General features: G+C 60.2%; 22 protein-coding genes. 8 read left to right on the top strand and 14 right to left on the bottom strand.

The features are described from left to right. Positions 1–53: 53 nt before the first annotated feature. The gene (locus KGA97_RS02150; protein WP_008037990.1) at positions 54–1,727 is read right to left on the bottom strand and encodes a putative bifunctional diguanylate cyclase/phosphodiesterase; all 1,674 of its coding nucleotides are present in this window, start codon (positions 1,725–1,727) and stop codon (positions 54–56) included. 263 nt (positions 1,728–1,990) lie between these two features. Between KGA97_RS02150 and rep the strand changes: the two genes are divergently transcribed. Both rep and KGA97_RS02140 read left to right on the top strand, forming a co-directional pair. Next, the gene (gene rep, locus KGA97_RS02145) at positions 1,991–4,000 is read left to right on the top strand and encodes a DNA helicase Rep (RefSeq protein ID WP_008030544.1); all 2,010 of its coding nucleotides are present in this window, start codon (positions 1,991–1,993) and stop codon (positions 3,998–4,000) included. A 69-nt stretch (positions 4,001–4,069) separates the two neighbouring features. After that, a complete protein-coding gene (locus KGA97_RS02140) occupies positions 4,070–4,642 on the top strand; it encodes a xanthine phosphoribosyltransferase (protein ID WP_008030547.1) in 573 nt (190 codons plus the stop codon). 128 nt (positions 4,643–4,770) lie between these two features. Here KGA97_RS02140 and KGA97_RS02135 read toward each other — a convergent pair whose 3' ends face one another. From KGA97_RS02135 to dadA, 6 genes are all read right to left on the bottom strand, one after another. Then, entirely contained in the window at positions 4,771–6,693 is a 1,923-nt protein-coding gene (locus tag KGA97_RS02135) for an acetyl-CoA hydrolase/transferase C-terminal domain-containing protein (protein ID WP_223480139.1), read from the bottom strand. A 256-nt stretch (positions 6,694–6,949) separates the two neighbouring features. Then, complete coding sequence (locus KGA97_RS02130; RefSeq protein ID WP_032828815.1) at positions 6,950–7,363, bottom strand: c-type cytochrome; 414 nt, start codon at positions 7,361–7,363, stop codon at positions 6,950–6,952. Between the two features lie 182 nt (positions 7,364–7,545). After that, entirely contained in the window at positions 7,546–8,094 is a 549-nt protein-coding gene (locus KGA97_RS02125) for a cupin domain-containing protein (protein ID WP_007947433.1), read from the bottom strand. Between the two features lie 125 nt (positions 8,095–8,219). Then, entirely contained in the window at positions 8,220–9,293 is a 1,074-nt protein-coding gene (gene alr / locus KGA97_RS02120; protein ID WP_223480138.1) for an alanine racemase, read from the bottom strand. Positions 9,294–9,390: 97 nt separating this feature from the next. Then, complete coding sequence (locus KGA97_RS02115) at positions 9,391–9,744, bottom strand: RidA family protein (RefSeq protein WP_008030554.1); 354 nt, start codon at positions 9,742–9,744, stop codon at positions 9,391–9,393. Next, complete coding sequence (dadA, locus tag KGA97_RS02110; RefSeq protein ID WP_008030556.1) at positions 9,716–11,020, bottom strand: D-amino acid dehydrogenase; 1,305 nt, start codon at positions 11,018–11,020, stop codon at positions 9,716–9,718. Before dadA ends, KGA97_RS02115 begins: the two co-directional genes overlap by 29 nt. A gap of 156 nt (positions 11,021–11,176) precedes the next feature. On the opposite strand from dadA, the gene KGA97_RS02105 reads away from it, so the two are divergent. Further along, complete coding sequence (locus tag KGA97_RS02105; protein ID WP_003177284.1) at positions 11,177–11,665, top strand: Lrp/AsnC ligand binding domain-containing protein; 489 nt, start codon at positions 11,177–11,179, stop codon at positions 11,663–11,665. Between the two features lie 140 nt (positions 11,666–11,805). Here KGA97_RS02105 and KGA97_RS02100 read toward each other — a convergent pair whose 3' ends face one another. Next, positions 11,806–12,159, bottom strand: a complete 354-nt coding sequence (locus KGA97_RS02100) for a YkgJ family cysteine cluster protein (RefSeq protein WP_007947437.1) — start codon at positions 12,157–12,159, stop codon at positions 11,806–11,808. A 147-nt stretch (positions 12,160–12,306) separates the two neighbouring features. Between KGA97_RS02100 and KGA97_RS02095 the strand changes: the two genes are divergently transcribed. After that, positions 12,307–13,599 carry an NAD(P)/FAD-dependent oxidoreductase gene (locus tag KGA97_RS02095; protein ID WP_223480137.1) on the top strand — a complete coding sequence of 431 codons (1,293 nt, stop codon included), beginning with the start codon at positions 12,307–12,309 and terminating at the stop codon, positions 13,597–13,599. 116 nt (positions 13,600–13,715) lie between these two features. Here KGA97_RS02095 and KGA97_RS02090 read toward each other — a convergent pair whose 3' ends face one another. Next, on the bottom strand, positions 13,716–13,961 hold the full coding sequence (locus KGA97_RS02090; protein WP_223480136.1) for a DUF1127 domain-containing protein: 246 nt from the start codon (positions 13,959–13,961) through the stop codon (positions 13,716–13,718). A gap of 179 nt (positions 13,962–14,140) precedes the next feature. Here KGA97_RS02090 and KGA97_RS02085 point away from each other — a divergent pair, with 179 nt between their 5' ends. Beyond that, complete coding sequence (locus tag KGA97_RS02085) at positions 14,141–15,574, top strand: PLP-dependent aminotransferase family protein (protein ID WP_192228205.1); 1,434 nt, start codon at positions 14,141–14,143, stop codon at positions 15,572–15,574. Between the two features lie 60 nt (positions 15,575–15,634). Beyond that, complete coding sequence (locus KGA97_RS02080; RefSeq protein WP_223480135.1) at positions 15,635–17,203, top strand: phospholipase D family protein; 1,569 nt, start codon at positions 15,635–15,637, stop codon at positions 17,201–17,203. 108 nt (positions 17,204–17,311) lie between these two features. Here KGA97_RS02080 and KGA97_RS02075 read toward each other — a convergent pair whose 3' ends face one another. Together KGA97_RS02075 and KGA97_RS02070 are read right to left on the bottom strand one after the other, a co-directional pair. Next, a complete protein-coding gene (locus KGA97_RS02075; protein WP_223480134.1) occupies positions 17,312–18,457 on the bottom strand; it encodes an MFS transporter in 1,146 nt (381 codons plus the stop codon). Between the two features lie 191 nt (positions 18,458–18,648). Then, complete coding sequence (locus tag KGA97_RS02070) at positions 18,649–20,142, bottom strand: aldehyde dehydrogenase (RefSeq protein WP_008038003.1); 1,494 nt, start codon at positions 20,140–20,142, stop codon at positions 18,649–18,651. Positions 20,143–20,391: 249 nt separating this feature from the next. Between KGA97_RS02070 and KGA97_RS02065 the strand changes: the two genes are divergently transcribed. Beyond that, positions 20,392–20,754, top strand: coding sequence for a cupin domain-containing protein (locus KGA97_RS02065; RefSeq protein WP_008030568.1), 363 nt, complete (start codon positions 20,392–20,394; stop codon positions 20,752–20,754). 196 nt (positions 20,755–20,950) lie between these two features. Here KGA97_RS02065 and rpmG read toward each other — a convergent pair whose 3' ends face one another. Both rpmG and rpmB read right to left on the bottom strand, forming a co-directional pair. Then, a complete protein-coding gene (gene rpmG, locus KGA97_RS02060; RefSeq protein ID WP_007894709.1) occupies positions 20,951–21,106 on the bottom strand; it encodes a 50S ribosomal protein L33 in 156 nt (51 codons plus the stop codon). 11 nt (positions 21,107–21,117) lie between these two features. Then, complete coding sequence (gene rpmB / locus KGA97_RS02055; protein ID WP_003176907.1) at positions 21,118–21,351, bottom strand: 50S ribosomal protein L28; 234 nt, start codon at positions 21,349–21,351, stop codon at positions 21,118–21,120. 446 nt (positions 21,352–21,797) lie between these two features. Here rpmB and KGA97_RS02050 point away from each other — a divergent pair, with 446 nt between their 5' ends. Next, a complete protein-coding gene (locus tag KGA97_RS02050) occupies positions 21,798–23,384 on the top strand; it encodes an ABC transporter substrate-binding protein (protein ID WP_223480133.1) in 1,587 nt (528 codons plus the stop codon). Between the two features lie 122 nt (positions 23,385–23,506). On the opposite strand, the gene radC is transcribed toward KGA97_RS02050, so the two are convergent. After that, positions 23,507–24,181 (bottom strand): RadC family protein, encoded by a 675-nt coding sequence (gene radC, locus KGA97_RS02045; protein WP_008030574.1) that lies wholly within the window; start codon positions 24,179–24,181, stop codon positions 23,507–23,509. Positions 24,182–24,217: the final 36 nt, after the last annotated feature.

The raw sequence follows: 24,217 nt of genomic DNA, 5'->3' as shown, positions 1-24,217 counted from the left end.
GTCGACTGACTCGACGCCTTCGCGGGCAAACCTCGCTCCTACAGGGATTCGTGTCAGCTCACGATCTCTAGCATCGGCTGCTGACTGCTGCCAAAACTCAAATACTCAATCAGCTCCGTCAACGGCAACGGCTTGCTGATCAAATACCCTTGCACCTGATCGCAACCAAACCCGCGCAACAGATCCAGCTGCTCCGGCGTTTCCACGCCCTCGGCGACCACTTCAAGATTGAGGTTGTGCGCGAGGTTGATCATCGCGTGCACCAGTTTGCGATTCTCTTCACGCCCTTCCATCCCGCCGACAAAGCTCTTGTCGACCTTCAACAAGGCAATCGGCAGGCTGTTGAGGTGCACGAAAGACGAAAACCCGGTGCCAAAGTCGTCGAGCGAGAAGCGCACGCCCAGGCGCCCGAGGGCATCCATGGTCTGCTTCACCAGATCGCTGCGGCGCATGACCGCCGTTTCGGTCAGTTCGAATTCCAGCCACTGCGCTTCGACGCCACGTTCGGCAATCAGCCGGCTCAGGGTCGAAAGCAACTGGCTGTCCTGAAACTGGCGGAACGACAGGTTGATCGCCATGTGCAGCGCCGGCAGACCGAGCTCGCGCAACGCCTGCATGTCGCGCAACGCGCGGGAAATCACCCAGTAACCGAGTGGCACGATCAAGCCGCTTTGCTCGGCAAGTGGCACGAACTCGCTCGGCGGCAACAACCCACGCTCGGCATGGCGCCAGCGCACCAGGGCTTCGAGGCCGACGATCTGCCCGTCTTCAAGGTTCAGGCGTGGCTGGTAATGCAGTTCCAGCTCATCGCGACGCAACGCCCGGCGCAGCTCGCTTTCGAGGTCAGCCATGCTGCGGGCATTGCGGTTGATGCGTTCGTTGAAGATGTGAAAGGTGCAGCCTTGAGTGCTCTTGGCCTGCTGCATGGCGATGTGCGCGTGCCACATCAACGGATCGGCGCCGGCCTGGGCGCGAGCGTGGGCGATGCCCAGGCTGGAACCGATCAACAGGCTTTCGCCGTCGACCCAATAGGGCTCGGCCAACGCTTCGGTGATGCGTTCGGCCATCCATTCGGCGCGTTGCGGTGCGCGGCGGGTGTCGATCAGCAGGGCGAACTCATCGCTGCCCAGCCGCGCCAGTTGATCGCCGGCCTCGAGCTGGCTTTTCAGGCGCGCGACCACTTGCAGGATCAAGCGGTCGCCGGCCTGGTGGCCAAGGGCGTCGTTGGCATGGCGGAAGTTGTCGAGGTCAAGGTGCCCGAGGGCCAGGCCACGGCCGTCGTTTTCCGCCAGCCGCGCGGCCAGCAAGGTCTGGAAGCCCTGGCGGTTGGCGATGCCAGTCAGCGGGTCTTGCTCGGCCAGGCGTTGCAGAGTGTTTTCCAGCACGCCGCGCTCGCGCACATGGCGCAGGCAACGGCGCAACATGCCAGGGTCGAGATGATCGCGCACCAGCCAGTCGCTCACGCCATCGGGCGGCAACAGCGGCTCTTGTTCGAGCAACAACACCGTTGGCAAACTGCAACGGCCGGGCGCCGGCTGAAGGGCCGGGATCGTCAACAACACCGCGCTGCGGTTGTCATCAAACAGAGCGCTGACCGACTCCCAGCTCGGAGCGCTGATGAGCACGGCCGAGCTCCCCATCGGAGCCAGACACTCGCGCAACAACGCTGCCCACGCTGGCTCTTCGGCCAATAGCAGCAAACGCAAGGGTTCGACAGGCGTAGACAAGCTAGCTCCCTAGACTCTGCAATGATGTAGGCGGCGGGCATTATGCCGTGCCGATAACCAATGACCAACGACATCAGTTATCAAACGAGGCCTTTGTATCCGGAATTACGAACATTAGTCGCAAATTCGTTGCGCATCCTGCGTGAAAGTAACAAAACCGGCAAATATAGATAGCGTGTTGCGTCACAAGTCGGAGAGAGCAGCACAATTCGCTGAGCCTGTTAAAATGCCGGCCCATTTCGTACTGACTCCTGAATTTACGTATGTCCCGACTCAATCCCCGGCAGCAAGAAGCCGTGAGCTACGTCGGCGGCCCTCTTTTGGTGCTCGCCGGTGCAGGCTCCGGCAAGACCAGTGTGATCACGCGCAAAATCGCGCACTTGATCCAGAACTGCGGCATCCGCGCCCAGTACATCGTCGCCATGACCTTTACCAACAAGGCCGCGCGCGAGATGAAGGAACGGGTCGGCACCCTGCTCAAGGGCGGCGAAGGCCGTGGCCTGACGGTGTGCACCTTCCACAACCTGGGCCTCAACATCATCCGCAAGGAACACGTGCGGCTGGGCTACAAACCGGGCTTCTCGATCTTCGACGAGACCGACGTCAAAGCCCTGATGACCGACATCATGCAGAAGGAATACGCGGGCGACGACGGCGTCGACGAGATCAAGAACATGATCGGCTCGTGGAAAAACGACCTGATCCTGCCCGCCGAAGCCCTGGAAAACTCGCGCAACCCCAAGGAACAGACCGCCGCCATCGTCTACACCCACTACCAGCGCACGCTCAAGGCGTTCAACGCGGTGGACTTCGACGACCTGATCCTGCTGCCGGTGAAACTGTTCCAGGAACACGCCGACATCCTCGAAAAGTGGCAGAACAAAGTCCGCTACCTGCTGGTGGACGAATACCAGGACACCAACGCCAGCCAGTATTTGCTGGTGAAGTTGCTGATCGGCACGCGCAATCAGTTCACCGTGGTGGGCGATGACGATCAGTCGATCTACGCCTGGCGCGGCGCCCGCCCGGAAAACCTGATGCTGCTCAAGGACGACTACCCGTCCCTGAAAGTGGTCATGCTGGAGCAGAACTATCGCTCCACCAGCCGCATCCTGCGCTGCGCCAACGTGCTGATCTCGAACAACCCGCACGAGTTCGAAAAGCAGCTGTGGAGCGAGATGGGTCACGGCGACGAGATCCGCGTGATCCGCTGCCGCAACGAAGACGCCGAAGCCGAGCGCGTGGCGGTCGAGCTGCTGACCCTGCACTTGCGCACCGACCGGCCGTACAGCGATTTCGCGATCCTGTATCGCGGTAACTATCAGGCCAAGCTGATCGAGCTGAAGCTGCAACACCACCAGATTCCGTATCGGTTGTCCGGCGGCAACAGCTTTTTCGGACGCCAGGAAGTGAAGGACCTGATGGCCTACTTCCGCCTGATCGTGAACCCGGACGACGACAACGCCTTCCTGCGGGTGATCAACGTCCCACGCCGGGAGATCGGTTCGACGACGCTTGAGAAGCTCGGCAACTACGCCACCGAACGCAAAATCTCGATGTACGCTGCCACCGACGAAATCGGCCTGGGCGAGCATCTGGATGCGCGTTTCACCGATCGCCTGTCGCGCTTCAAGCGTTTCATGGACAAGGTCCGCGAGCAGTGCGCCGGCGAAGACCCGATTTCGGCGTTACGCAGCATGGTCATGGACATCGACTACGAGAACTGGCTGCGCACCAACAGCTCCAGCGACAAGGCCGCCGACTACCGCATGGGTAACGTCTGGTTCCTGATCGAGGCGTTGAAAAACACCCTGGAGAAAGACGAAGAAGGCGAGATGACCGTCGAGGACGCCATCGGCAAACTCGTCCTGCGCGACATGCTGGAACGTCAGCAGGAAGAGGAAGACGGCGCCGAAGGCGTGCAGATGATGACCTTGCACGCCTCCAAAGGGCTGGAATTCCCTTACGTGTTCATCATGGGCATGGAAGAGGAAATCCTCCCGCACCGCTCCAGCATCGAAGCCGACACCATCGAAGAAGAACGCCGCCTGGCCTACGTTGGCATTACCCGCGCACGTCAGACCCTGGCCTTCACCTTCGCGGCCAAGCGCAAGCAGTACGGCGAGATCATCGACTGCGCGCCCAGCCGCTTCCTCGATGAACTGCCGCCGGACGACCTGGCCTGGGAAGGCACCGACGACACGCCGGTAGAAGTCAAAGCCGTTCGCGGCAATACCGCATTGGCCGATATACGGGCGATGTTAAAGCGCTAGAATTGAGCACTTTTTAACCGACACCTTTTGACAAACTAGGCGCACATGGCGCCAGTAGAGGAACGCTTCATGGAAGCACTGCACCAGAAAATTCGCGAACAAGGCATCGTGCTTTCCGATCAGGTCCTGAAGGTCGACGCCTTTTTGAACCACCAGATCGACCCGGCGCTGATGAAACTGATCGGCGACGAGTTCGCTGCGCTGTTCAAGGACTCGGGCATCACCAAGATCGTCACCATCGAAGCCTCGGGCATCGCTCCGGCGATCATGACCGGCCTGAACCTGGGCGTACCGGTGATTTTCGCGCGCAAGCATCAGTCCCTGACCCTGACCGAAAACCTGCTGTCGGCGACCGTTTACTCGTTCACCAAGCAGACCGAAAGCACCGTGGCGATCTCCCCGCGCCACCTGACCAGCAGCGACCGCGTGCTGATCATCGATGACTTTTTGGCCAACGGTAAGGCGTCGCAAGCGCTGATCTCGATCATCAAACAGGCCGGCGCGACCGTGGCCGGTCTGGGTATCGTGATCGAGAAGTCGTTCCAGGGTGGACGTGCGGAACTGGATGCGCAGGGTTATCGCGTTGAATCGCTGGCTCGCGTTAAGTCGCTGGCTGGCGGCGTCGTGACCTTTATCGAATAACCAGCAGCACCGCATTTCCCCTGTGGGAGCCAGCCTGCTGGCGATGGCGTCGTGTCAGTCAAAATCTTCATGCCTGACAGACCGTCATCGCCAGCAGGCTGGCTCCCACAGTTGTTTTGGGTTGGCTGTTATTGCGCGGTGGCCTTGAGGCCGGTGAGCAGCAGCCGCTGAAACAGGTCCTCTTTCAGCCCTTCCGGGTTGGTCAGTTGCATACGCTCCAGATGCTCGGGAAACGCTGCCGGCTCCGGCGCATCCAGCGCCGCCTTGCCCAACTCCAGAATCTCCGTCAGCTTGAACTTGCTCTTCAACCAGTTCAGCGCCCGCAACAAATCCCGCTCATGCGCGGTGAAATCACTCCCCAGCGGATACTCCGGAAACAACTGCGGATGCCGCGCCTGAATCGCCTGTAAACGTTCTGGTCGGTTGTCGGAAAAACGCGGATCGAGACGAAAACTCTTCGGCAGTTTCCCGGCACTCTGCGCCTGCTCGATCAAGCCGGGCTGGAACCGTGAATCGCTGATGTTCAGCAACGCCTCGATCACCGCTGCATCGGTCTTGCCACGCAAATCGGCGATACCGTATTCAGTGACCACGATGTCCCGCAGATGCCGCGGGATCGTGCAATGGCCGTACTCCCAGACGATGTTGGAACTGACCTCCCCGCCCGACTCGCGCCAGCTTCGCAGCAGCAGAATCGAACGCGCGCCTTCCAGCGCATGGCCCTGGGCGACGAAGTTGTATTGCCCACCAACACCGCTCAGCACCCGCCCGTCTTCAAGCTGATCGGCCACGCCGGCACCGAGCAACGTCATGGTGAACACGGTGTTGATGAAGCGTGCATCCAGGCGCTGCAAGCGTTTGAGTTCCTCCTGACCATACAGCTCGTTGATGTAGCTGATACGGGTCATGTTGAATTCGAGTCGCTTGCTCTGGGGCAGCTCTCGAAGACGCTCGTAGAAACTGCGCGGCCCGAGGAAGAATCCGCCGTGCACCGAAATGCCGTCGGTTTGCGCCGTTTTATCCAGCGTGCCGGCATTCGCCTGTTGTTGGGTGGGCACATCGGGGTAGACCTTGCGCCGCACGATGCCGGCGTCGACCAGCACCAGCAGGCCGTTGACGAACATTTCGCTGCAACCGTAAAGGCCTTTGGCGAACGGTTCCAACCCCCCTTCGCGGTCTATCAACTGCGCCCACTGGCTGAGATTTACGTCGGCCAACAACGCCTTGTATCCGTCGTTATCCGCCTGCCGCGCCAGCAACGCCGCCGTCAGCGCATCGCCCATGGCGCCGATGCCGATCTGCAAGGTGCCGCCATCGCGGACCAGCGCGCTGGCGTGCAGGCCGATGAAATGGTCCTGGAAACCCACCGGCATGTTCGGCGTCGAGAACAGCGTGGTGTTGTCTTTCTCGTCGACCAGCAGGTCGAAAGTGTCGATGCCGATTTCCGCGTCACCGGGCATGTACGGCAAGTCGTTATGCACCTGGCCCACGAGCAGGACTGTCTCACCCGCCGCCCTGCGCTTGGCGATCATCGGAAACAGGTCGAGGGTGATGTCCGGATTGCAGCTCAGGCTCAGGCGATCAGGGTGTTCGGAGTGGCTGGCCACCAGTTGCGCGACCAGGTTCAAACCGGCCGCGTTGATATCCCGTGCGGCGTGGCTGTAGTTGCTGCTCACGTAGTCCTGCTGGGCGGATTCGCTATGAAGCAGGCTGCCGGGCTGCATGAAAAACTGTTGAATATGGATGTTGGGCGGCAGGTTGTCCTTGCGCAGGCCCGCGAGGAAATCCAGCTCCGGATAATCGCCGAATACCCGTTCGATGAAGGGTTCGAGGAAGCGCTTCTGCAAGCCGTCGCCCAATGCAGGACGGCCCAGGCACAGCGCGGTGTAGATCGTCAGCTTGCGCTCGGGCAATTGCGCAACGCGTTGATACAGCGCGTTGACGAAGTGGTTGGGTTTGCCCAGACCGAGGGGCAGGCCCATGTGGATATGCGCCGGCAACCGCGCCAGCACCTCATCGACCGCTTGCTCGATAGAACACAGCTGCACCATCTGATCCTCCCTTACATTCCATGAATTGGGGTTGGACCGAGCTTGCCGGGTCTTTGCTGTAATGAACAGCCTCGGGCGGTAAATCGCTTTATGCCCACCACCTGTAGGAGCCGGCTTGCTGGCGATGAACGATCACACGGTTTACCAGGTTAACCGTGGCGTCTGGATCGCCAGCAAGCCGGCTCCTACAGGTCCGTGAACAACGGGCACAAAAAAGCCGCCCGGAGGCGGCTTTTTCGCTAACGATGCGGGCGTGTTACAGGCCGGACATCTCTTTGATGGCGCCTTTCAGCTCGTCGTCGGAGCAGTCGGCGCAGGTGCCTTTAGGCGGCATCGCATTGATACCGGTAATGGCCTTGGCCAGGATGCCGTCGAGACCGCCCTGGTGATCGGCGCGTTCTTTCCAGGCAGCCTTGTCGCCGATTTTCGGCGCGCCCAACAGGCCGGTGCCGTGGCAAGCATTGCAATGTTTTGCAATCACGTCTTTAGGTGCCTTGGCACCGCCACCGCCGCCAGAAGCAGCAGCGACTTCCATCCCCTTGCACTCTTGACCCTGAACACAAACTTGGCCAACTGGATCAAGGCGTTTTGCAATATCGTCATTCGTCGCAGCTTGAGCGCTGACAGCCCAAAGGGCCAATACGGTTGCTGGTGCAGCCAGCATTTTCATAATTAGGTTCACGCGTTCACCCTCAATGGTGGCTAGTCACGCCTACGGCCACGGTTCGCAGGCGGGCGCAAGTATAGCGGTAAGCCCGCCGCACTGAAACAACCCCAAAGTCGAAGGGGTCTTGTTGCGCCGCGGAAAAACCCTTCGGGTGCCGCTGCCGTGCTGGCAGGACGCCTCTTCTCTTAGAAATTCGCTGGCGTGGCTGCGCTGATTAGTCGCGCCGGCGCGTCGAACGGATTACGGAAACGGTGCGGCTTGGTACTTTCAAAGTAGTAGCTATCACCGGCTTCGAGCACAAAAGTTTCCAGCCCGACCACCAGCTCCAGACGCCCTTCCACCAGAATCCCGGTTTCCTCGCCCTCATGGGTGAGCATCTCGTCACCGGTGTCGGCGCCTGGCGGGTAGATTTCATTGAGGAAGGCAATGGCGCGGCTCGGGTGAGCCCGGCCGACCAGTTTCATGGTCACTGCGCCATCGGAAATATCGATCAGCTCGTTAGCCTTGTAGACGATCTGAGTCGGTTTTTCCTGCAGGATCTCTTCGGAAAAGAACTCGACCATCGACATGGGAATCCCGCCCAGAACCTTGCGCAGCGAACTGATCGAGGGGCTGACGCTGTTCTTCTCGATCATCGAAATGGTGCTGTTGGTGACGCCCGCGCGTTTGGCGAGTTCACGCTGCGAAAGACCTTTGAGCTTACGGATGGATTGCAGTCGTTCACCGACGTCCAAGCTTGCGCCTCCAGGATTCAGGTTGTAGGAATATTGAGCGTTATCATGGCGACAGCGTTCAGTATTTACAACACTTTGGCCTGAATCCTGTTCGGCGAAGCGACTTCCGGTCCGCGCGGTTCGGGTCAAGCCCCGGAATAGAGCAGCGGAACCCGGCGCAGGTTGCAGAAGATCTGATAGGGAATCGTGTCCGCGGCTTCCGCCACGGTGCTGGCCAGCACGTTTTTGCCCCACAACTCGACGGTCGAACCCAGCCCGGCTTGCGGTACATCGGTCAGATCGATGCAGAGCATGTCCATCGACACCCGGCCGATCAACTGGCTGAGCTGCCCGGCGACCATCACCGGCGTACCGGTCGGTGCGTGACGCGGATAGCCATCGGCATAACCCATCGCCACCACGCCAACGCGCATCGGCTTCTGGGTGATGAACTTGGCGCCGTAACCGATCGGCTCGCCGGCCGGCAGCTCACGCACGCAAATCACTTTCGATTCCAGGGTCATCACCGGTTGCAGGCGCGAGGCCACGGCGTTGGCTTCTTCGAAAGGCGTGGCGCCGTAGAGCATGATGCCCGGACGCACCCAGTCACTCGGAATCTGCGGCCAACCGAGCACTGCCGGCGAGTTGCGCAGGCTGACTTCGGCGGACAAACCCTGACGGGCCGCTTCAAACACCGCCACCTGCTCGGCACTGGCTTGACTGTGCAGCTCATCGGCGCGGGCGAAGTGGCTCATCAGCACCACTTTCGCGACCTTGCCGCTGGCCAGCAGCCGTTGATAGGCCGATTGGTAATCCTTTGGATGCAGACCGACCCGGTGCATGCCCGAATCGAGCTTGAGCCAGACAGTGATCGGTTTGCTCAGCGCGGCTTTTTCGATGGCTTCGAGTTGCCACAGCGAATGCACCACGCACCAGAAATCATGCTCGACGATCAGCGCCAGCTCGTCGGCTTCGAAAAAACCTTCCAGCAACAACACCGGCGCGCGAATGCCGGCAGCGCGCAGTTCCAGTGCTTCTTCGATGCACGCTACGGCAAACCCGTCCGCCTCGGCTTCCAGCGCCTGGGCGCAACGCACCGCGCCATGGCCGTAGGCATCCGCCTTGATCACCGCGAGGGCCTTGGCCCCAGTGAGTTCACGGGCGATCCGGTAGTTGTGACGCAGGGCTTGAAGGTCGATCAGGGCACGGGCTGGACGCATGGCGGCAGGGCTTCTAGGCGGTCATGGGAATAAAAACCGGCGCTGGCTGACAGCGTGAACCGCCAACAGCACCGGGAGAGGGATCTTTCTGACAGGCTTACGGCAGAGCGGCTACAACCGACAGTTCGATCAGGATTTCCGGTTCGCACAGCTTCGACTCAACCGTTGCACGGGCCGGGGCGACGCCTTTTGGCAGCCACTTGTCCCACACCGCGTTCATGCCTTCGAAGTGCGCGTCGATGTCTTTCAGGTAAATCGTCACCGACAGCAAATGATGCTTGTCGGTACCCGCCATATCCAGCAAACGCTCGATATTGGCGAGGGTTTCGCGAGTCTGCTGTTCAATCCCGGCGTTCATGTCGTCGCCGACCTGCCCTGCCAAATACACCGTACCGTTGTGAGCGACGATCTGACTCATGCGCTCATTGGTGAGCTGGCGCTGGATTGCCATGTTTTGCGGGCTCCTGGACTTTGCTGCCATAACGGGAAATATCGAGGCCTTCTGCACTGATCTGCGGCGTTTTCTTCGCCATCAGGTCGGCCAGCAAGCGACCGGAGCCGCACGCCATGGTCCAGCCGAGGGTGCCGTGACCGGTGTTCAGGAACAGGTTGCTGAACGGCGTTGCACCCACAATCGGCGTGCCATCCGGCGTGGTCGGACGCAGACCGGTCCAGAAACTTGCCTGGGCCAGATCGCCGCCCTGAGGATAAAGGTCGTTGACGATCATCTCCAGGGTTTCGCGCCGACGCGGGTTCAGCGACAGGTCAAAACCGGCGATTTCAGCCATGCCGCCGACGCGGATGCGGTTGTCGAAACGGGTGATCGCGACCTTATAGGTCTCGTCGAGAATGGTCGACGTCGGGGCCATCGCCGGGTTGGTGATCGGCACGGTCAGGGAGTAACCCTTGAGCGGGTAAACCGGCGCCTTGATGCCCAGCGGCTTGAGCAGTTGCGGCGAGTAGCTGCCGAGTGCCAATACGTAGCGGTCAGCGGTTTCCAGCTTGCCGTCGATCCACACACCGTTGATGCGATCACCGGCGTAGTCGAGCTTTTGAATGTCTTGGCCGAAGCGGAATTCCACACCCAGTTTCACAGCCATTTCGGCCAGGCGGCTGGTGAACATCTGGCAATCGCCGGTCTGGTCGTTCGGCAGGCGCAGGGCACCGGCAAGGATATCGGTCACGCTGGCCAGCGCCGGTTCAACGCGAGCAATGCCGGCACGGTCGAGCAGTTCGAACGGCACGCCGGACTCTTTCAGTACGGCGATGTCTTTCGCGGCGCCGTCGAGTTGAGCCTGGGTGCGGAACAATTGAGTAGTACCGAGGCTGCGGCCTTCGTAGGCAATGCCGGTTTCGGCGCGCAGTTCGTCGAGGCAGTCACGGCTGTACTCGGACAGACGGACCATGCGCTCCTTGTTCACCGCATAACGGCTGGCGGTACAGTTGCGCAGCATCTGCGCCATCCACAGGTATTGGTCGATGTCGGCAGTGGCCTTGATCGCCAGCGGTGCGTGGCGCTGCAACAGCCACTTGATGGCCTTGAGCGGCACACCCGGCGCGGCCCACGGCGAGGCATAACCCGGCGAAACCTGCCCGGCGTTGGCGAAACTGGTCTCCATGGCCGCAGCCGGCTGACGGTCCACCACCACCACTTCGAACCCGGCACGCGCCAGATAATAAGCACTGGTGGTACCGATGACGCCGCTACCCAAGACCATAACGCGCATTTTCATATCCCTCATCGCGGCGTGCCGCTGACGTTTGTAGAACAGACCGTAGATGTGGGCAGTTTAAAAAAGATTAGCCAGTGCATTTCACTATATAAGCACCTATATTTGGCGACAATTCTCGGCAAAAACGCTTTTCACGGAGGCGCATCCCCTATGCGTACCAACACTCAGACCAAACGTGAGCTGGACAAGATCGACCGCAACATCCTGCGGATCCTGCAAGCGGACGGGCGTATCTCCTTCACGGAGCTTGGGGAAAAGGTCGGGCTCTCGACCACGCCCTGCACCGAGCGGGTCCGGCGCCTGGAGCGCGAAGGGATCATCATGGGCTACAACGCCCGGCTGAACCCGCAGCACCTCAAGGGTAGTCTGCTGGTGTTCGTCGAGATCAGCCTCGACTACAAATCCGGCGATACTTTCGAAGAGTTCCGACGCGCGGTGCTGAAACTGCCCCACGTGCTGGAATGCCATTTGGTGTCAGGGGATTTCGACTACCTGGTGAAGGCGCGGATCTCGGAGATGGCTTCTTATCGCAAGCTGCTGGGCGACATCCTGCTCAAGCTGCCGCATGTGCGCGAATCCAAGAGTTATATCGTGATGGAAGAGGTGAAGGAGAGTTTGAGTCTGCCGATTCCGGATTGAGACTTTGTGGTGCCTGTTCAGCCCCCATCGCTAGCAGGCTAGCTCCCACAGTTGATCTTCAGCGGACACACATTCCGTGCATGACACAGATCCAGTGTGGGAGCTAGCCTGCTGGCGATTACAGGCGACTCGGTCTTCCCTCAGACGAGCACCTGCCGGGTGGAAGCCATGTACTCATGAATCTGCTTCTCCACCCGCGGATGAATCAGCTCCACCGGCCCCCGCCCATTCGGGCACGGCAATGTCTTGGTGGTGCCGAACAATCGGCAAATCAGCGGCCGCTCGTCGTACACCGTGCAGCCGTTGGGCCCCAAGTGCACGCAGTTGAGCTCATCCATCGCCGCATCCTGCTCGGCGCGGGTCTTGCGCGGCAGGCGGGACATTTCTTCCGGCGAGGTGGTCACCGGTCCGCAGCAGTCATGGCAGCCGGGCACGCACTCGAACGAGGGGATCTGCTGTCGTAACGTGCGGATTTTCTGACTGTTGCAGCTCATCGAAACGGTGGCCCAAAGCGGACTGAAGCGCGATTCTGACGCAAACGCGCCGATCCAGACAGCCACAACCGACCAGTGTTGCCCGCGCCGGAAGGTCCGGCTTATGCTCCGTCAAATTTTCTAAACACAAAAATCAGGATGATGCGCATGAATGCCCGTGCTCAGCACACCGCCTCTTATTACGCCGCCAGCAGCCTGCCGCAGCCCGATCATCCGGCGTTGAAAGGTGAGCTGGTAGCCGATGTGTGCGTGGTCGGCGGCGGGTTTTCCGGGCTGAACACCGCGCTTGAGCTGGCGGAGCGCGGCCTCAGCGTGGTGCTGCTCGAAGCGCACAAGATTGGCTGGGGCGCCAGCGGCCGTAATGGTGGGCAACTGATTCGTGGCGTCGGTCATGGGCTCGATCAGTTCGCCAACGTGATCGGCACGGACGGCGTGCGTCAGATGAAACTCATGGGCCTGGAAGCCGTGGAAATCGTCCGACAACGCGTCGAGCGTTTTCAGATCCCTTGCGACCTGACCTGGGGTTACTGCGATCTCGCCAACAAACCCCGCGACCTGGAAGGTTTCGCCGAAGACGCCGAAGAACTGCGCGACCTCGGCTACCGCTATGAAACCCGATTGCTGCAAGCGCATGAGATGCACAGCGTGGTGGGTTCCAATCGCTACGTCGGCGGCCTGATCGACATGGGTTCGGGCCATTTGCACCCACTGAATCTGGCATTGGGCGAAGCCGCCGCTGCGCAGCAACTGGGCGCCAGACTGTTTGAGCAATCGGCAGTGACCCGCATTGATTACGGCCCGGAGGTGAAGGTCCATACGGCTCAAGGATCGGTTCGCGCAAAAACCCTGGTGCTGGGCTGCAACGCCTACCTCAACCAACTCAACCCCGAACTCAGCGGCAAGGTGTTGCCCGCCGGCAGCTACATCATCGCCACCGAACCCTTGAGCGAAGAACAGGCGCATGAACTGCTGCCGCAGAACATGGCGGTGTGTGATCAAAGGGTGGCGCTGGATTACTACCGGCTCTCGGCGGATCGTCGCTTGCTGTTCGGTGGCGCCTGCCATTATTCAGGTCGCGACCCGAAGGACATCGCCGCGTACATGCGGCCGAAGATGCTTGAGGTGTTCCCGCAACTGGCCGGCGCGAGGATTGATTATCAGTGGGGCGGGATGATCGGCATTGGCGCTAATCGATTGCCGCAGATCGGTCGACTCAAGGACCAGCCGAACGTGTATTACGCCCAGGCTTATTCAGGTCACGGCGTGAATGCCACGCACCTGGCGGGCAAGCTGCTGGCCGAGGCGATCAGCGGACAGCAGGGTGGCGGGTTCGATCTGTTTGCCAAGGTGCCGCACATTACTTTCCCCGGCGGGAAGCATTTGCGTTCGCCGTTGTTGGCGTTGGGGATGTTGTGGCATCGGCTTAAAGAGTTGGTCTGAGGGATTTGTGGCGTCCGTGATGACGCCTTCGCGGGCAAGCCTCGCTCCTACAGTTGAACGCACATCCTGTAGGAGCGAGGCTTGCCCGCGAATGGATCGAATGAACACCACAAACCTCAGATCCGCCAGAAAGGCTTAAGCCCCTCCTCCCGCGCCTGTTCCCGGTTCAACCCGACATCCCGCAATTGCTCCGGCGTCAGTTCCAGCAACGCCTTGCGCGTGTGCAGACGATGCCAGAACAGACCCCAGCGACTCAGGCCCGACGGTGCGTTGCGCATCAACGCCTCGCGCGTACCGTTGATTTGCCCTGCCGCCAGTTCCTGACTGCGTAACGTCAGCCGCACATCGCTCAAGCCGTTCATTTTGATTGCTCCTGTTTACTTGGGTAGCCAGAGCTTTCATGATGCGCGGACGGCGAAAAGCATTACAGATTCAACCAGCCTGTATTAACTCCATACAGATTTGGCGTTTTAACCTCTGAATTACAATTTTTTGCCTGATCTGTACTGGTCAACCGAATCACTCACAGCGAGACTGCGCCATGACCCTTTACGTCAACCTCGCCGAATTGCTCGGCACGCGGATCGAACAGGGCTTCTATCGCCCCGGCGACCGGCTGCCGTCGGTGCGGGCATTGAGCGTCGAACACGGGGTCAGCCTGAGCACGGTGCAACAGGCCTATCGAGTGCTGGAAGACAGCGGACTGGCGATGCCGAAACCCAAGTCCGGCTACTTCGTCCCGGCTAGCCGCGACCTGCCGGAACTGCCGGCGATTGGCCGTCCGGCGCAACGTCCTGTGGATATTTCGCAGTGGGACCAGGTGCTGGAACTGATCCGCGCGGTGCCGCGCAAAGACGTGGTGCAACTGGGTCGCGGCATGCCGGACATCACCACGCCAACCATGAAACCGTTGCTGCGCAACCTCGCGCGCATCAGTCGGCGACAGGACATGCCCGGCCTGTATTACGACAACATCCACGGCACCCTCGAACTGCGTGAGCAAATCGCCCGCCTGATGCTCGACTCCGGCTGCCAACTGACGGCCAACGACCTGGTGATCACCACCGGCTGCCACGAAGCGCTGTCCACCAGCATTCGCTCCATCTGTGAGCCGGGCGACATCGTCGCGGTGGATTCGCCGAGCTTTCACGGCGCCATGCAGACGCTCAAGGGCTTGAACATGAAAGCCCTGGAAATCCCCACCGACCCGCTGACCGGAATCAGCCTCGATGCACTGGAACTGGCCCTGGAGCAATGGCCGATCAAGGCCATACAGTTGACCCCCAACTGCAACAACCCGCTGGGCTACATCATGCCGGAATCGCGCAAACGCGCGTTGTTGACGCTTGCACAGCGTTTCGACGTGGCGATTATCGAAGACGATGTGTATGGCGAACTGGCCTACAACTACCCGCGACCGCGCACGATCAAATCCTTCGACGAAGACGGCCGCGTCCTACTCTGCAGTTCCTTCTCCAAAACGCTGGCACCCGGCCTGCGCATCGGCTGGGTTGCACCGGGCCGCTATCTGGAGCGAGTGCTGCACATGAAATACATCAGCACCGGCAGCACAGCGCCGCAACCGCAGATTGCCATCGCCGAATTCCTCAAGGCCGGTCACTTCGAACCTCATTTGCGGCGGGTGCGCACACAATACCAGCGCAATCGCGACATCATGATCGATTGGGTCAGCCGCTATTTTCCCGCTGGCACCCGCGCCAGTCGGCCGCAAGGCAGTTTCATGCTCTGGGTCGAACTGCCCGATGGCTTCGACACCCTGAAACTGAACCGCGCCCTGCATGACCAAGGCGTACAGATTGCCGTCGGCAGCATCTTTTCGCCCTCGGGCAAATACCGCAATTGCCTGCGGATGAACTACGCTGCCAAGCCAACACCACAGATCGAAGACGCGGTGCGCAAGGTCGGCGCGGCGGCAATCAAACTGCTGGCGGAAAATGAGAACTTCACTGACTGACCTTTAGCCGAGATCCAGCGTCCATATGTCGACACCTGCCGCCAATCGGACCGATCCCACGTGAGAGTCAGACAGCCCCTACTCGCTCTGCTGCTACTCGCCTCGCTCCTGGGCGGTTGCGCCAGTCTCGATGTTCAACGCGAACCGAGCCAGGCGCTGCCCGCCAGCGACTCGGCATTCGGTCGATCAATCCAGGCCCAGGCCGCGCCCCACGAGGGCAAGTCCGGCTTTCGTCTGCTGTCCAATAGCGGCGAAGCGTTCATGGCCCGTGCCGAACTTATCCGCAACGCCCAAAGCAGCCTCGACTTGCAGTACTACATCGTCCATGACGGCATCAGCACACGGATGCTGGTGGACGAACTGCTCAAGGCTGCCGACCGTGGCGTACGCGTGAGAATCCTGCTCGACGACACCACCAGCGATGGCCTCGACTGGATCATCGCCACGCTGGCGGCGCACCCGCAGATCCAGATCCGCCTGTTCAACCCGCTGCACCTGGGCCGCAGCACCGGCGTGACGCGGACCATGGGGCGGCTGTTCAATCTGTCGCTGCAACACCGGCGCATGCACAACAAGCTGTGGCTGGCGGACAACAGCGCCGCCATCGTTGGCGGCCGTAACCTGGGGGACGAGTATTTCGATGCCGAGCCCAACCTGAATTTCACCGACATCGACATGCTCGGCGTCGGCCCGGTCGCCGAGCAGCTGGGCCACAGCTTCGACCAGTATTGGAACAGTGCGCTGAGCAAGCCGATCGATGAATTCCTGTCGAGCCGACCGACGCAAAAGGACCTGCAAAACACCCGCACGCGCCTGGAAGAATCACTGGAAGAGACGCGCAAACAGAATCACGCGCTGTATCAACAATTGATGACTTACACCACAAACCCGCGCATGGACATCTGGCGCCGGGAGTTGATCTGGGCCTGGAACCAGGCGTTGTGGGACGCACCGAGCAAGGTTTTGGCAGACGGCGAGCCCGATCCGCAATTGCTGCTGACCACGCAGTTGGCGCCTGAGCTGAACGGGGTCAGCAAAGAGCTGATCATGATCTCGGCTTACTTCGTACCGGGCCAGCCAGGGCTGGTTTACCTGACTGGCCGCGCCGATGCCGGGGTCTCTGTCAGCCTGCTGACCAACTCACTGGAAGCCACCGATGTACCGGCGGTGCACGGCGGTTATGCGCCCTATCGCCGGGCATTGCTGGAACATGGCGTGAAGTTGTACGAATTGCGTCGCCAGCCCGGCGAAGGCGGCGGCAGCGGACCGCATATTTTCTACAGCAAGTCGCACCAGGATTCCGATTCCAGCCTGCACAGCAAGGCGATGATCTTCGACCAGCAGAAATCCTTCATCGGCTCGTTCAACTTCGACCCGCGCTCGCTGCTGTGGAACACCGAGGTCGGGGTGCTGGTAGACAGCCCCGAACTCGCTGTCTATGTGCGCAAGGCGGCGCTGGAAGGTATGGCGCCGCCTCTGAGTTATGAGGTGAAACTGGAAAACAATCGGATCGTCTGGGTGACCGAAGACGACGGAAAAATGCACACATTGACCGATGAACCGGGAAGCTGGTGGCGCCATTTCAATGCATGGATGAGCACCGCCGTGGGCCTGGAGAAGATGCTCTAACCCACAATAAACACCCCCTGTAGGAGCGAGCCTGCTCGCGATGGTGTGTCAGCCACACAGGTTTGACTGACACACCATCGCGAGCAGGCTCGCTCCTACATTTCGGTTTCAGGCAGGTTCAGCCACCGTGCCGAACGCACCTTGGCGCGACAGCAAAATCACCAGCCCAAACGCACCCGCCGCCATCAACAGCGGCAACGCATGACCGCTGATCCACTGACTACCGGCGCCAGCCGCCAATGGTCCGACCAGGCAACCAATGCCCCACAACTGCGCAATATGCGCATTGGCCCGCACCAGCGCATCGTCGCGATAACGCTCGCCGATCAGGATCAGCGACAAGGTGAACAAGCCCCCGGCACTGGCGCCGAACAGCACCCACAATGGCCAGATCAGCAACGTGTCGATCAGCAACGGGATCGCCAGGCTCGAGAGCATCAGCACCACAGCGCAACCGGTGAACAACGTGCGTCGCGACAAGCGATCCGCCAGTGCGCCAATCGGCAATTGCAGCAAGGCATCGCCCACCACCACGGTGCTGACCATCGCCAACGCGATTTCCGTGGTAAAGCCCTGGCGCAGGCAATAGACCGGCAACAAGGTCAGGATCATCGCCTCGAACGCTGCGAACAGCGCCACGCCCCAGGCAATCGCCGGCAGGCCTCGGCAAAAGCCCCACAAGTCGCTGAAAGTCACGCTGCAGGCTTCGCTGGTCGGCGCACCGCTGCGGCCGAGCAACAGGAACGGTGCCGCCGTCAGCAAACCGACCCCGACCCAGAACCCGTAATCGTTCTCGGTGCCCAGAACACCCAACAACAAAGGCCCGGCCAGCTGACTCAGCGCATAGCTGCTGCCATACAGCGCCACCAGCCGACCGCGCCATTGCTCGACCACCAACTGGTTGATCCAGCTTTCACCCAATATGAAGACGAGGGTCAGGATCACCCCGATCATCAGCCGCAGCACCAGCCACACCGGATAACTCGGCAACAGCGCCAGCAAACCGATGGACGCCGCCCCGGCCCACAGGCACAAGCGCATCAGATTGGCCGTGCCGAGCCGCGCCGCCAGATGGCTGGAGATCTTCGCCCCCAGCAATACGCCAATCGCCGGCATCGCGGCCATTACGCCGATGGCAAACGAACCGTAACCCCAGCCTTCCAGGCGAAACGATACCAGCGGCATGCTGACACCCAGGGCCAGGCCGACACTCAAGACAGACGCCAACACGGCGAAATAAGTCGCCCAACGCATGTTCCACGCTCCTGTGGATATTATTTTTCGCAGACAACACAAAACAAATGTGGGAGCGAGCCTGCTCGCGATGACGGAGCAACATTCAACATTTTCGTCGACTGTTACACCGCTATCGCGAGCAGGCTCGCTCCCACAAGGGATCTGCGTCGATCGGGAGGCCTGCTCTGCAGCAGCCTCCCTTTAACGGCTTACAACTTGATCCAGGTCGCCTTCAGCTCGGTGTACTTGTCGAACGCATGCAACGACTTGTCACGGCCGTTGCCCGACTGCTTGAAGCCACCAAACGGTGCGGTCATGTCGCCACCATCGTACTGGTTGACCCACACGCTACCGGCACGCAATGCACGGGCGGTCAGATGCGCCTTCGAGATGTCCTTGGTCCACACGGCTGCGGCCAGGCCGTAAGGCGTGTCGTTGGCAATCGCGACGGCTTCTTCGGCGGTATCGAAAGCGATGACCGACAGCACCGGGCCAAAGATTTCTTCCTGGGCGATTTTCATCGCGTTGCTGACGCCGTCGAAAATCGTCGGCTCAACGTAGGTGCCGCCGGTTTCCTGCAGCGTGCGCTTGCCGCCAGCAACCAGTTTGGCGCCGTCGGTGTGGCCGGATTCGATGTAGGACAGCACGGTGTTCATCTGCTGAGTGTCCACCAGCGCGCCGACGTTGGTCGCCGGGTCCAGCGGGTTGCCCGGCTTCCAGGCTTTCAAGGCCTCGATTACCAGCGGCAGGAACTGGTCCTTGATCGAACGCTCGACCAGCAGACGCGAACCGGCGGTGCAGACTTCGCCCTGGTTGAAGGCGATGGCGCCCGCAGCCGCTTCCGCAGCTTCCTGCAGGTTCGGGGCATCGGCGAACACGATGTTCGGGCTCTTGCCGCCAGCTTCGAGCCAGACGCGCTTCATGTTCGATTCGCCCGAGTAGATCAGCAGTTGCTTGGCGATCTTGGTCGAACCGGTGAACACCAGCGTGTCGACATCGTTGTGCAGGGCCAAGGCCTTGCCGACAGTGTGACCGTAGCCCGGCAGCACGTTCAGTACGCCTTTCGGGATGCCGGCTTCAACGGCCAGCGCAGCAATGCGGATGGCGGTCAGCGGTGATTTTTCGGATGGTTTGAGGATCACCGAGTTACCGGTGGACAGCGCCGGGCCGAGTTTCCAGCAGGCCATCATCAGCGGGAAGTTCCACGGCACGATGGCGCCGACAACGCCGACCGGCTCGCGAGTGACAAGACCCAACTGATCGTGCGGGGTTGCGGCGACCTCGTCGTAGATCTTGTCGATAGCCTCACCGCTCCAGCTCAGGGCTTGCGCCGCACCGGGAACGTCGATGTACAGCGAATCGCTGATTGGCTTGCCCATGTCCAGGGTTTCAAGCAGGGCCAGCTCTTCGGCGTGCTGTTTCAGCAGGCCGGCGAAACGGATCATGGTGGCTTTGCGTTTGGTCGGGGCCAAACGCGACCAGGCGCCGGAATTGAACGTGGCGCGAGCGTTTTCAACAGCGCGCTGGGCGTCGGCGGCGTCACAGCTGGCAATCTTGCCCAGCAGACGGCCATCGACCGGGCTGATGCACTCGAAGGTCTCGCTGGAGACGGCATCGGTGTATTCGCCATTGATGTAGGCACGGCCTTCGATCTTCAGATCGCGAGCCCGTTGTTCCCAATCGGCACGAGTCAGGGTGGTCATTCGAGTGTCCTCCTCTTATTGAATACGAGCGCCCCGCGTTCTTCGCGGACGTCCCCAGGAATTCTGCCCAGCCAGCCTGCAATTCGGCCGAAGGCAACCGTCACCCTAAACCAGTGGCCGGGGTTGTTTCAATATATTTGACATAAGGTCGGTAAACGGCCTTGCGGTGTTCATTTTAATAAACATAGACTTTGGGCTTTCCGACCATCTTTCCAGCCACTCGCGCCGCAATCACGGGGGATAACAATAATGAGCATCCAGAATATCGTCGATTTTAGCCAAGCCACTACCGAGCCCGAGCGTTACAGGCCGGACCCGGCGAAAATCTTGAAGGGCGACCCCGAGCAAGTGGTTTACAACCACTACAACAGCCCGTGCGGCCAGTTGAATGCCGGTGTGTGGGAAGGCGCTGTCGGTCAATGGACGGTGAACTTCACCGAGCACGAATACTGCGAAATCGTTCAGGGTGTTTCAGTGCTGCGTGACCTCGACGGCAATGCCAAGACACTGCGCGTGGGTGATCGCTTCGTGATCCCGGCGGGCTTTCGTGGCACCTGGGAAGTGCTGGAGCCGTGCCGCAAGATTTATGTGGCGTTTGAACAGAAGGCCTGAGGACTTGCGTTGTTCGGGCCGGCCTCTTCGCGGGCAAGCCTCGCTCCTACAGTGGATTGCGTCCGCCCTGTAGGAGCGAGCGGTGCGACGATTCGACTTGCCCGCGAAGGCGCCCTGGCAGACAACACAAACCTCAGGCAACAAAAAAGGCCCGTATCTCGCGATACGGGCCTTTTTCGTAAGAGGGAAAAATCAATTACTTGATTTTGCCTTCTTTGTAGATCACGTGCTTGCGAACAACCGGATCAAATTTCTTGATCTCGATTTTGTCCGGAGTAGTGCGCTTGTTCTTGTCGGTAGTGTAGAAGTGACCAGTACCGGCGCTCGAAATCAAACGAATCAATTCACGCATGATTAGCTCCCTTAGATCTTGCCAGCGGCGCGGATTTCGGCCAGCACGACAGTGATGCCACGCTTGTCGATGATACGCATGCCTTTGGCAGATACGCGCAGACGCACGAAACGTTTCTCTTCTTCAACCCAGAAGCGGTGATGCTGCAGGTTCGGCAGGAAACGACGACGGGTTTTGTTGTTTGCGTGGGAAATGTTATTCCCAGTCACCGGACCCTTACCGGTAACTTGACATACTCTCGACATGCCTCAGCCCTCTAAAACCACATGCCCAACCCGGCATGGGTTGGCCGCTTAATCTCTCAGTCATTTGGCGCCAGGCGCCGCGTTTCTTTAGAGGTCTTACCGGCTACACCTACAGTGAAGGAACCGGGCCCCTAGAAAAGAGCGCTGCTTTATACCAGAAAGACTGAGGTGCAACAACATTCCGTGCGCACAGACTTGATAAAAACCCCATTTTTCAGGCTGCGAGCGCCTTGGGTAAAGGCTATCGTCGATAAAGACCGCTCGTCGCAGAAAATCGGCCAACCGGCCAATCCAGGGGTTTTCTCGGCCGGCATTCACCGAAAACGATCGCACATAGTCCCCTTAAAATGAAAAAGGGGATAGTCATTTACAAAAGAGCCCTCTAGGGTAAGCCTTTTCCAGACTGCACTTGCAGATGGGCCTTCGATCTGTAAAGGAATCCGACCATGCGCCTCGCTGCCCTACCGCTGTTGCTCGCCCCGCTTCTACTGAGCCCGCTGGCCCACGCCGCCGCCCTGAGCGTCTGCACCGAGGCCAGCCCGGAAGGGTTCGACGTGGTGCAATACAACTCGCTGACCACCACCAACGCTTCGGCCGACGTGCTGATGAACCGTTTGGTGGACTTCGATACCGCCAGCGGCAAAGTGGTCGCAGGCCTTGCGGACAGCTGGGAAGTCAGCCCGGATGGCCTGACCTACGTGTTCAAGTTGCACCCGCAGGTGAAATTCCACCGCACCGAATACTTCAGTCCGACCCGCGAACTGACCGCCGAAGACGTGAAATTCAGCTTCGAGCGCATGCTCGACCCGGCAAATCCGTGGCACAAAGTGGCGCAGAGCGGCTTCCCGCACGCGCAATCGATGCAATTGCCGGCACTGATCAAGAAGATCGACGCGCTGGACCCACTGACCGTGCGCTTCACCCTCGATCATCCGGAATCGACGTTCCTGCCGACCCTGAGCATGGGCTTCGCCTCGATCTACTCCGCCGAATACGCCGACCAGCTGCTGAAAGCCGGCACCCCGGAGAAGCTCAACAGCCAACCGATCGGCAGCGGCCCGTTCGTGTTCACACGTTTTCAGAAGGACGCCACGATTCGCTACAAGGCCAACCCGGACTACTTCCGTGGCAAGCCTTCGGTGGACCCGCTGATCTTCGCCATCACCCCGGACGCCAACGTGCGGTTGCAGAAACTGCGTCGAAACGAGTGCCAGATCGCCCTTTCGCCGAAACCGCTGGACGTACAAGCCGCGCTGAAAGAGCCGACACTGAAAGTCGAAAAGACTGACGCGTTCATGACCGCGTTCGTTGCCATCAACAGCCAGCATCCGCCGCTGGACAAGCCTGAAGTGCGCCAGGCGATCAACCTCGCGTTCGACAAGGCCAACTACGTCAAAGCCGTGTTCGAAGACACCGCCGAAGCCGCCAACGGCCCGTATCCGCCGAATACCTGGAGCTACGCCAAAGGCTTGCCGGGCTACGCGCATGACGTTGAAAAAGCCAAGGCATTGATGGCCAAGGCCGGCCTGAAAGACGGTTTCCAGACGACGATCTGGACCCGCCCGTCCGGAAGCCTGCTAAACCCCAACCCAAGCCTCGGCGCGCAACTGCTCCAGTCGGACCTGGCGGAAATCGGCATTCAGGCCGAGATTCGCGTGATTGAATGGGGCGAAGTGATCCGCCGCGCCAAGGCCGGCGAACACGACCTGCTGTTCATGGGCTGGGCTGGCGACAACGGCGACCCGGACAACTTCCTGACGCCGCAATTTTCCTGCGCGGCGGTCAAGTCCGGCACCAACTTCGCCCGTTACTGCAACCAGGACCTGGACAAGCTGATCAGTGCCGGCAAGACCACCTCCGAGCAAGGTGTACGCACCAAGCTCTATGAACAGGCTCAGGCGCAGATCCAGCAGCAGGCGCTGTGGCTGCCGCTGGCCCACCCGACCGCCTTCGCGCTGATGCGCAAGGAAGTCGAGGGGTATTCGGTGAGCCCGTTTGGCCGCCAGGATTACTCCAAGGTCAACCTGAAGTAACACCACAAACCCTTGTAGGAGCCGGCTTGCTGCGGGCGGCGTTCCGACGATGGCATCACCGCGGTCAATCAGCCACACCGCGTTGTCCGGATCGCCAGCAAGCCGGCTCCTACAAAGTCCCGTTACATCCACCCATACTCCGCCATCGACAGCGGATCACCGTCGCCGATGATGAAATGGTCAAGTATCCGCACATCGATCAAGTCCAGCGCCTCTTGCAGGCGCTTTGTCAGCTTTCGGTCGGCATGACTAGGGTCGGGATTGCCTGAGGGATGGTTGTGGCAAAGGATCAAAGCTGCGGCGTTGTGAGCCAAAGCGCGCTTGACCACCTGACGCGGATAAACGCTGGTGCAGTCGATAGAGCCGCGAAACAGTGATTCAAACGCCAGCACTCGATGTTTCGAATCGAGAAACAGACAACCAAATACTTCATGAGGCTCATGTCGCAGCATCGACTTGAGGTAATCACGCACCATCAGCGGATTCTCCAACACGGAGCTGTGGCGCAAGCGCTCAGCCAGATGCCGACGGGCCATTTCCAACACTGCCTGCAACTGCGCAAACTTTGCCGGCCCGAGCCCCAACTGTCCGCTGAATGCCTTTAGATCGGCCTCCAGCAAGGCGCGCAGGCTGCCAAATTGACTCAACAAATGTCGCGCCAGATCCACTGCGCTTTTACCCGACACGCCAGTCCGTAAAAAAATCGCCAACAGCTCTGCGTCCGAAAGGCTCGCCGAACCCAACTCCAGTAACCTCTCCCGCGGCCGCTCGGCCGCCGGCCAATCGCGAATACTCATAGCACCTCCCTGGTCTGTGGGCGCCGCTGTTCCGTA

Origin of the sequence: Pseudomonas sp. BF-B-15 (assembly GCF_019946675.1) — a bacterium.
Lineage (GTDB): Bacteria > Pseudomonadota > Gammaproteobacteria > Pseudomonadales > Pseudomonadaceae > Aquipseudomonas > Aquipseudomonas migulae.
The sequence above is the reverse complement of the archived record's forward strand: the minus strand, read 5'-3'. Positions and strand labels throughout refer to the sequence as shown.

Excerpts from the sequence above, each read along its gene's own strand:
- KGA97_RS02085 (WP_192228205.1), top strand. The coding sequence starts at position 14,141 with ATGACCCTTTACGTCAACCTCGCCGAATTGCTCGGCACGCGGATCGAA.
- KGA97_RS02130 (WP_032828815.1), bottom strand. The coding sequence starts at position 7,363 with ATGAAAATGCTGGCTGCACCAGCAACCGTATTGGCCCTTTGGGCTGTC.
- KGA97_RS02065 (WP_008030568.1), top strand. The coding sequence starts at position 20,392 with ATGAGCATCCAGAATATCGTCGATTTTAGCCAAGCCACTACCGAGCCC.
- KGA97_RS02090 (WP_223480136.1), bottom strand. The coding sequence starts at position 13,961 with ATGAACGGCTTGAGCGATGTGCGGCTGACGTTACGCAGTCAGGAACTG.
- KGA97_RS02100 (WP_007947437.1), bottom strand. The coding sequence starts at position 12,159 with ATGAGCTGCAACAGTCAGAAAATCCGCACGTTACGACAGCAGATCCCC.
- KGA97_RS02095 (WP_223480137.1), top strand. The coding sequence starts at position 12,307 with ATGAATGCCCGTGCTCAGCACACCGCCTCTTATTACGCCGCCAGCAGC.
- radC (WP_008030574.1), bottom strand. The coding sequence starts at position 24,181 with ATGAGTATTCGCGATTGGCCGGCGGCCGAGCGGCCGCGGGAGAGGTTA.
- KGA97_RS02140 (WP_008030547.1), top strand. The coding sequence starts at position 4,070 with ATGGAAGCACTGCACCAGAAAATTCGCGAACAAGGCATCGTGCTTTCC.
- rpmG (WP_007894709.1), bottom strand. The coding sequence starts at position 21,106 with ATGCGTGAATTGATTCGTTTGATTTCGAGCGCCGGTACTGGTCACTTC.
- KGA97_RS02050 (WP_223480133.1), top strand. The coding sequence starts at position 21,798 with ATGCGCCTCGCTGCCCTACCGCTGTTGCTCGCCCCGCTTCTACTGAGC.
- KGA97_RS02135 (WP_223480139.1), bottom strand. The coding sequence starts at position 6,693 with ATGGTGCAGCTGTGTTCTATCGAGCAAGCGGTCGATGAGGTGCTGGCG.
- KGA97_RS02115 (WP_008030554.1), bottom strand. The coding sequence starts at position 9,744 with ATGGCAATCCAGCGCCAGCTCACCAATGAGCGCATGAGTCAGATCGTC.
- KGA97_RS02070 (WP_008038003.1), bottom strand. The coding sequence starts at position 20,142 with ATGACCACCCTGACTCGTGCCGATTGGGAACAACGGGCTCGCGATCTG.
- KGA97_RS02105 (WP_003177284.1), top strand. The coding sequence starts at position 11,177 with ATGCGTACCAACACTCAGACCAAACGTGAGCTGGACAAGATCGACCGC.
- rep (WP_008030544.1), top strand. The coding sequence starts at position 1,991 with ATGTCCCGACTCAATCCCCGGCAGCAAGAAGCCGTGAGCTACGTCGGC.
- rpmB (WP_003176907.1), bottom strand. The coding sequence starts at position 21,351 with ATGTCGAGAGTATGTCAAGTTACCGGTAAGGGTCCGGTGACTGGGAAT.
- KGA97_RS02075 (WP_223480134.1), bottom strand. The coding sequence starts at position 18,457 with ATGCGTTGGGCGACTTATTTCGCCGTGTTGGCGTCTGTCTTGAGTGTC.
- alr (WP_223480138.1), bottom strand. The coding sequence starts at position 9,293 with ATGCGTCCAGCCCGTGCCCTGATCGACCTTCAAGCCCTGCGTCACAAC.
- dadA (WP_008030556.1), bottom strand. The coding sequence starts at position 11,020 with ATGCGCGTTATGGTCTTGGGTAGCGGCGTCATCGGTACCACCAGTGCT.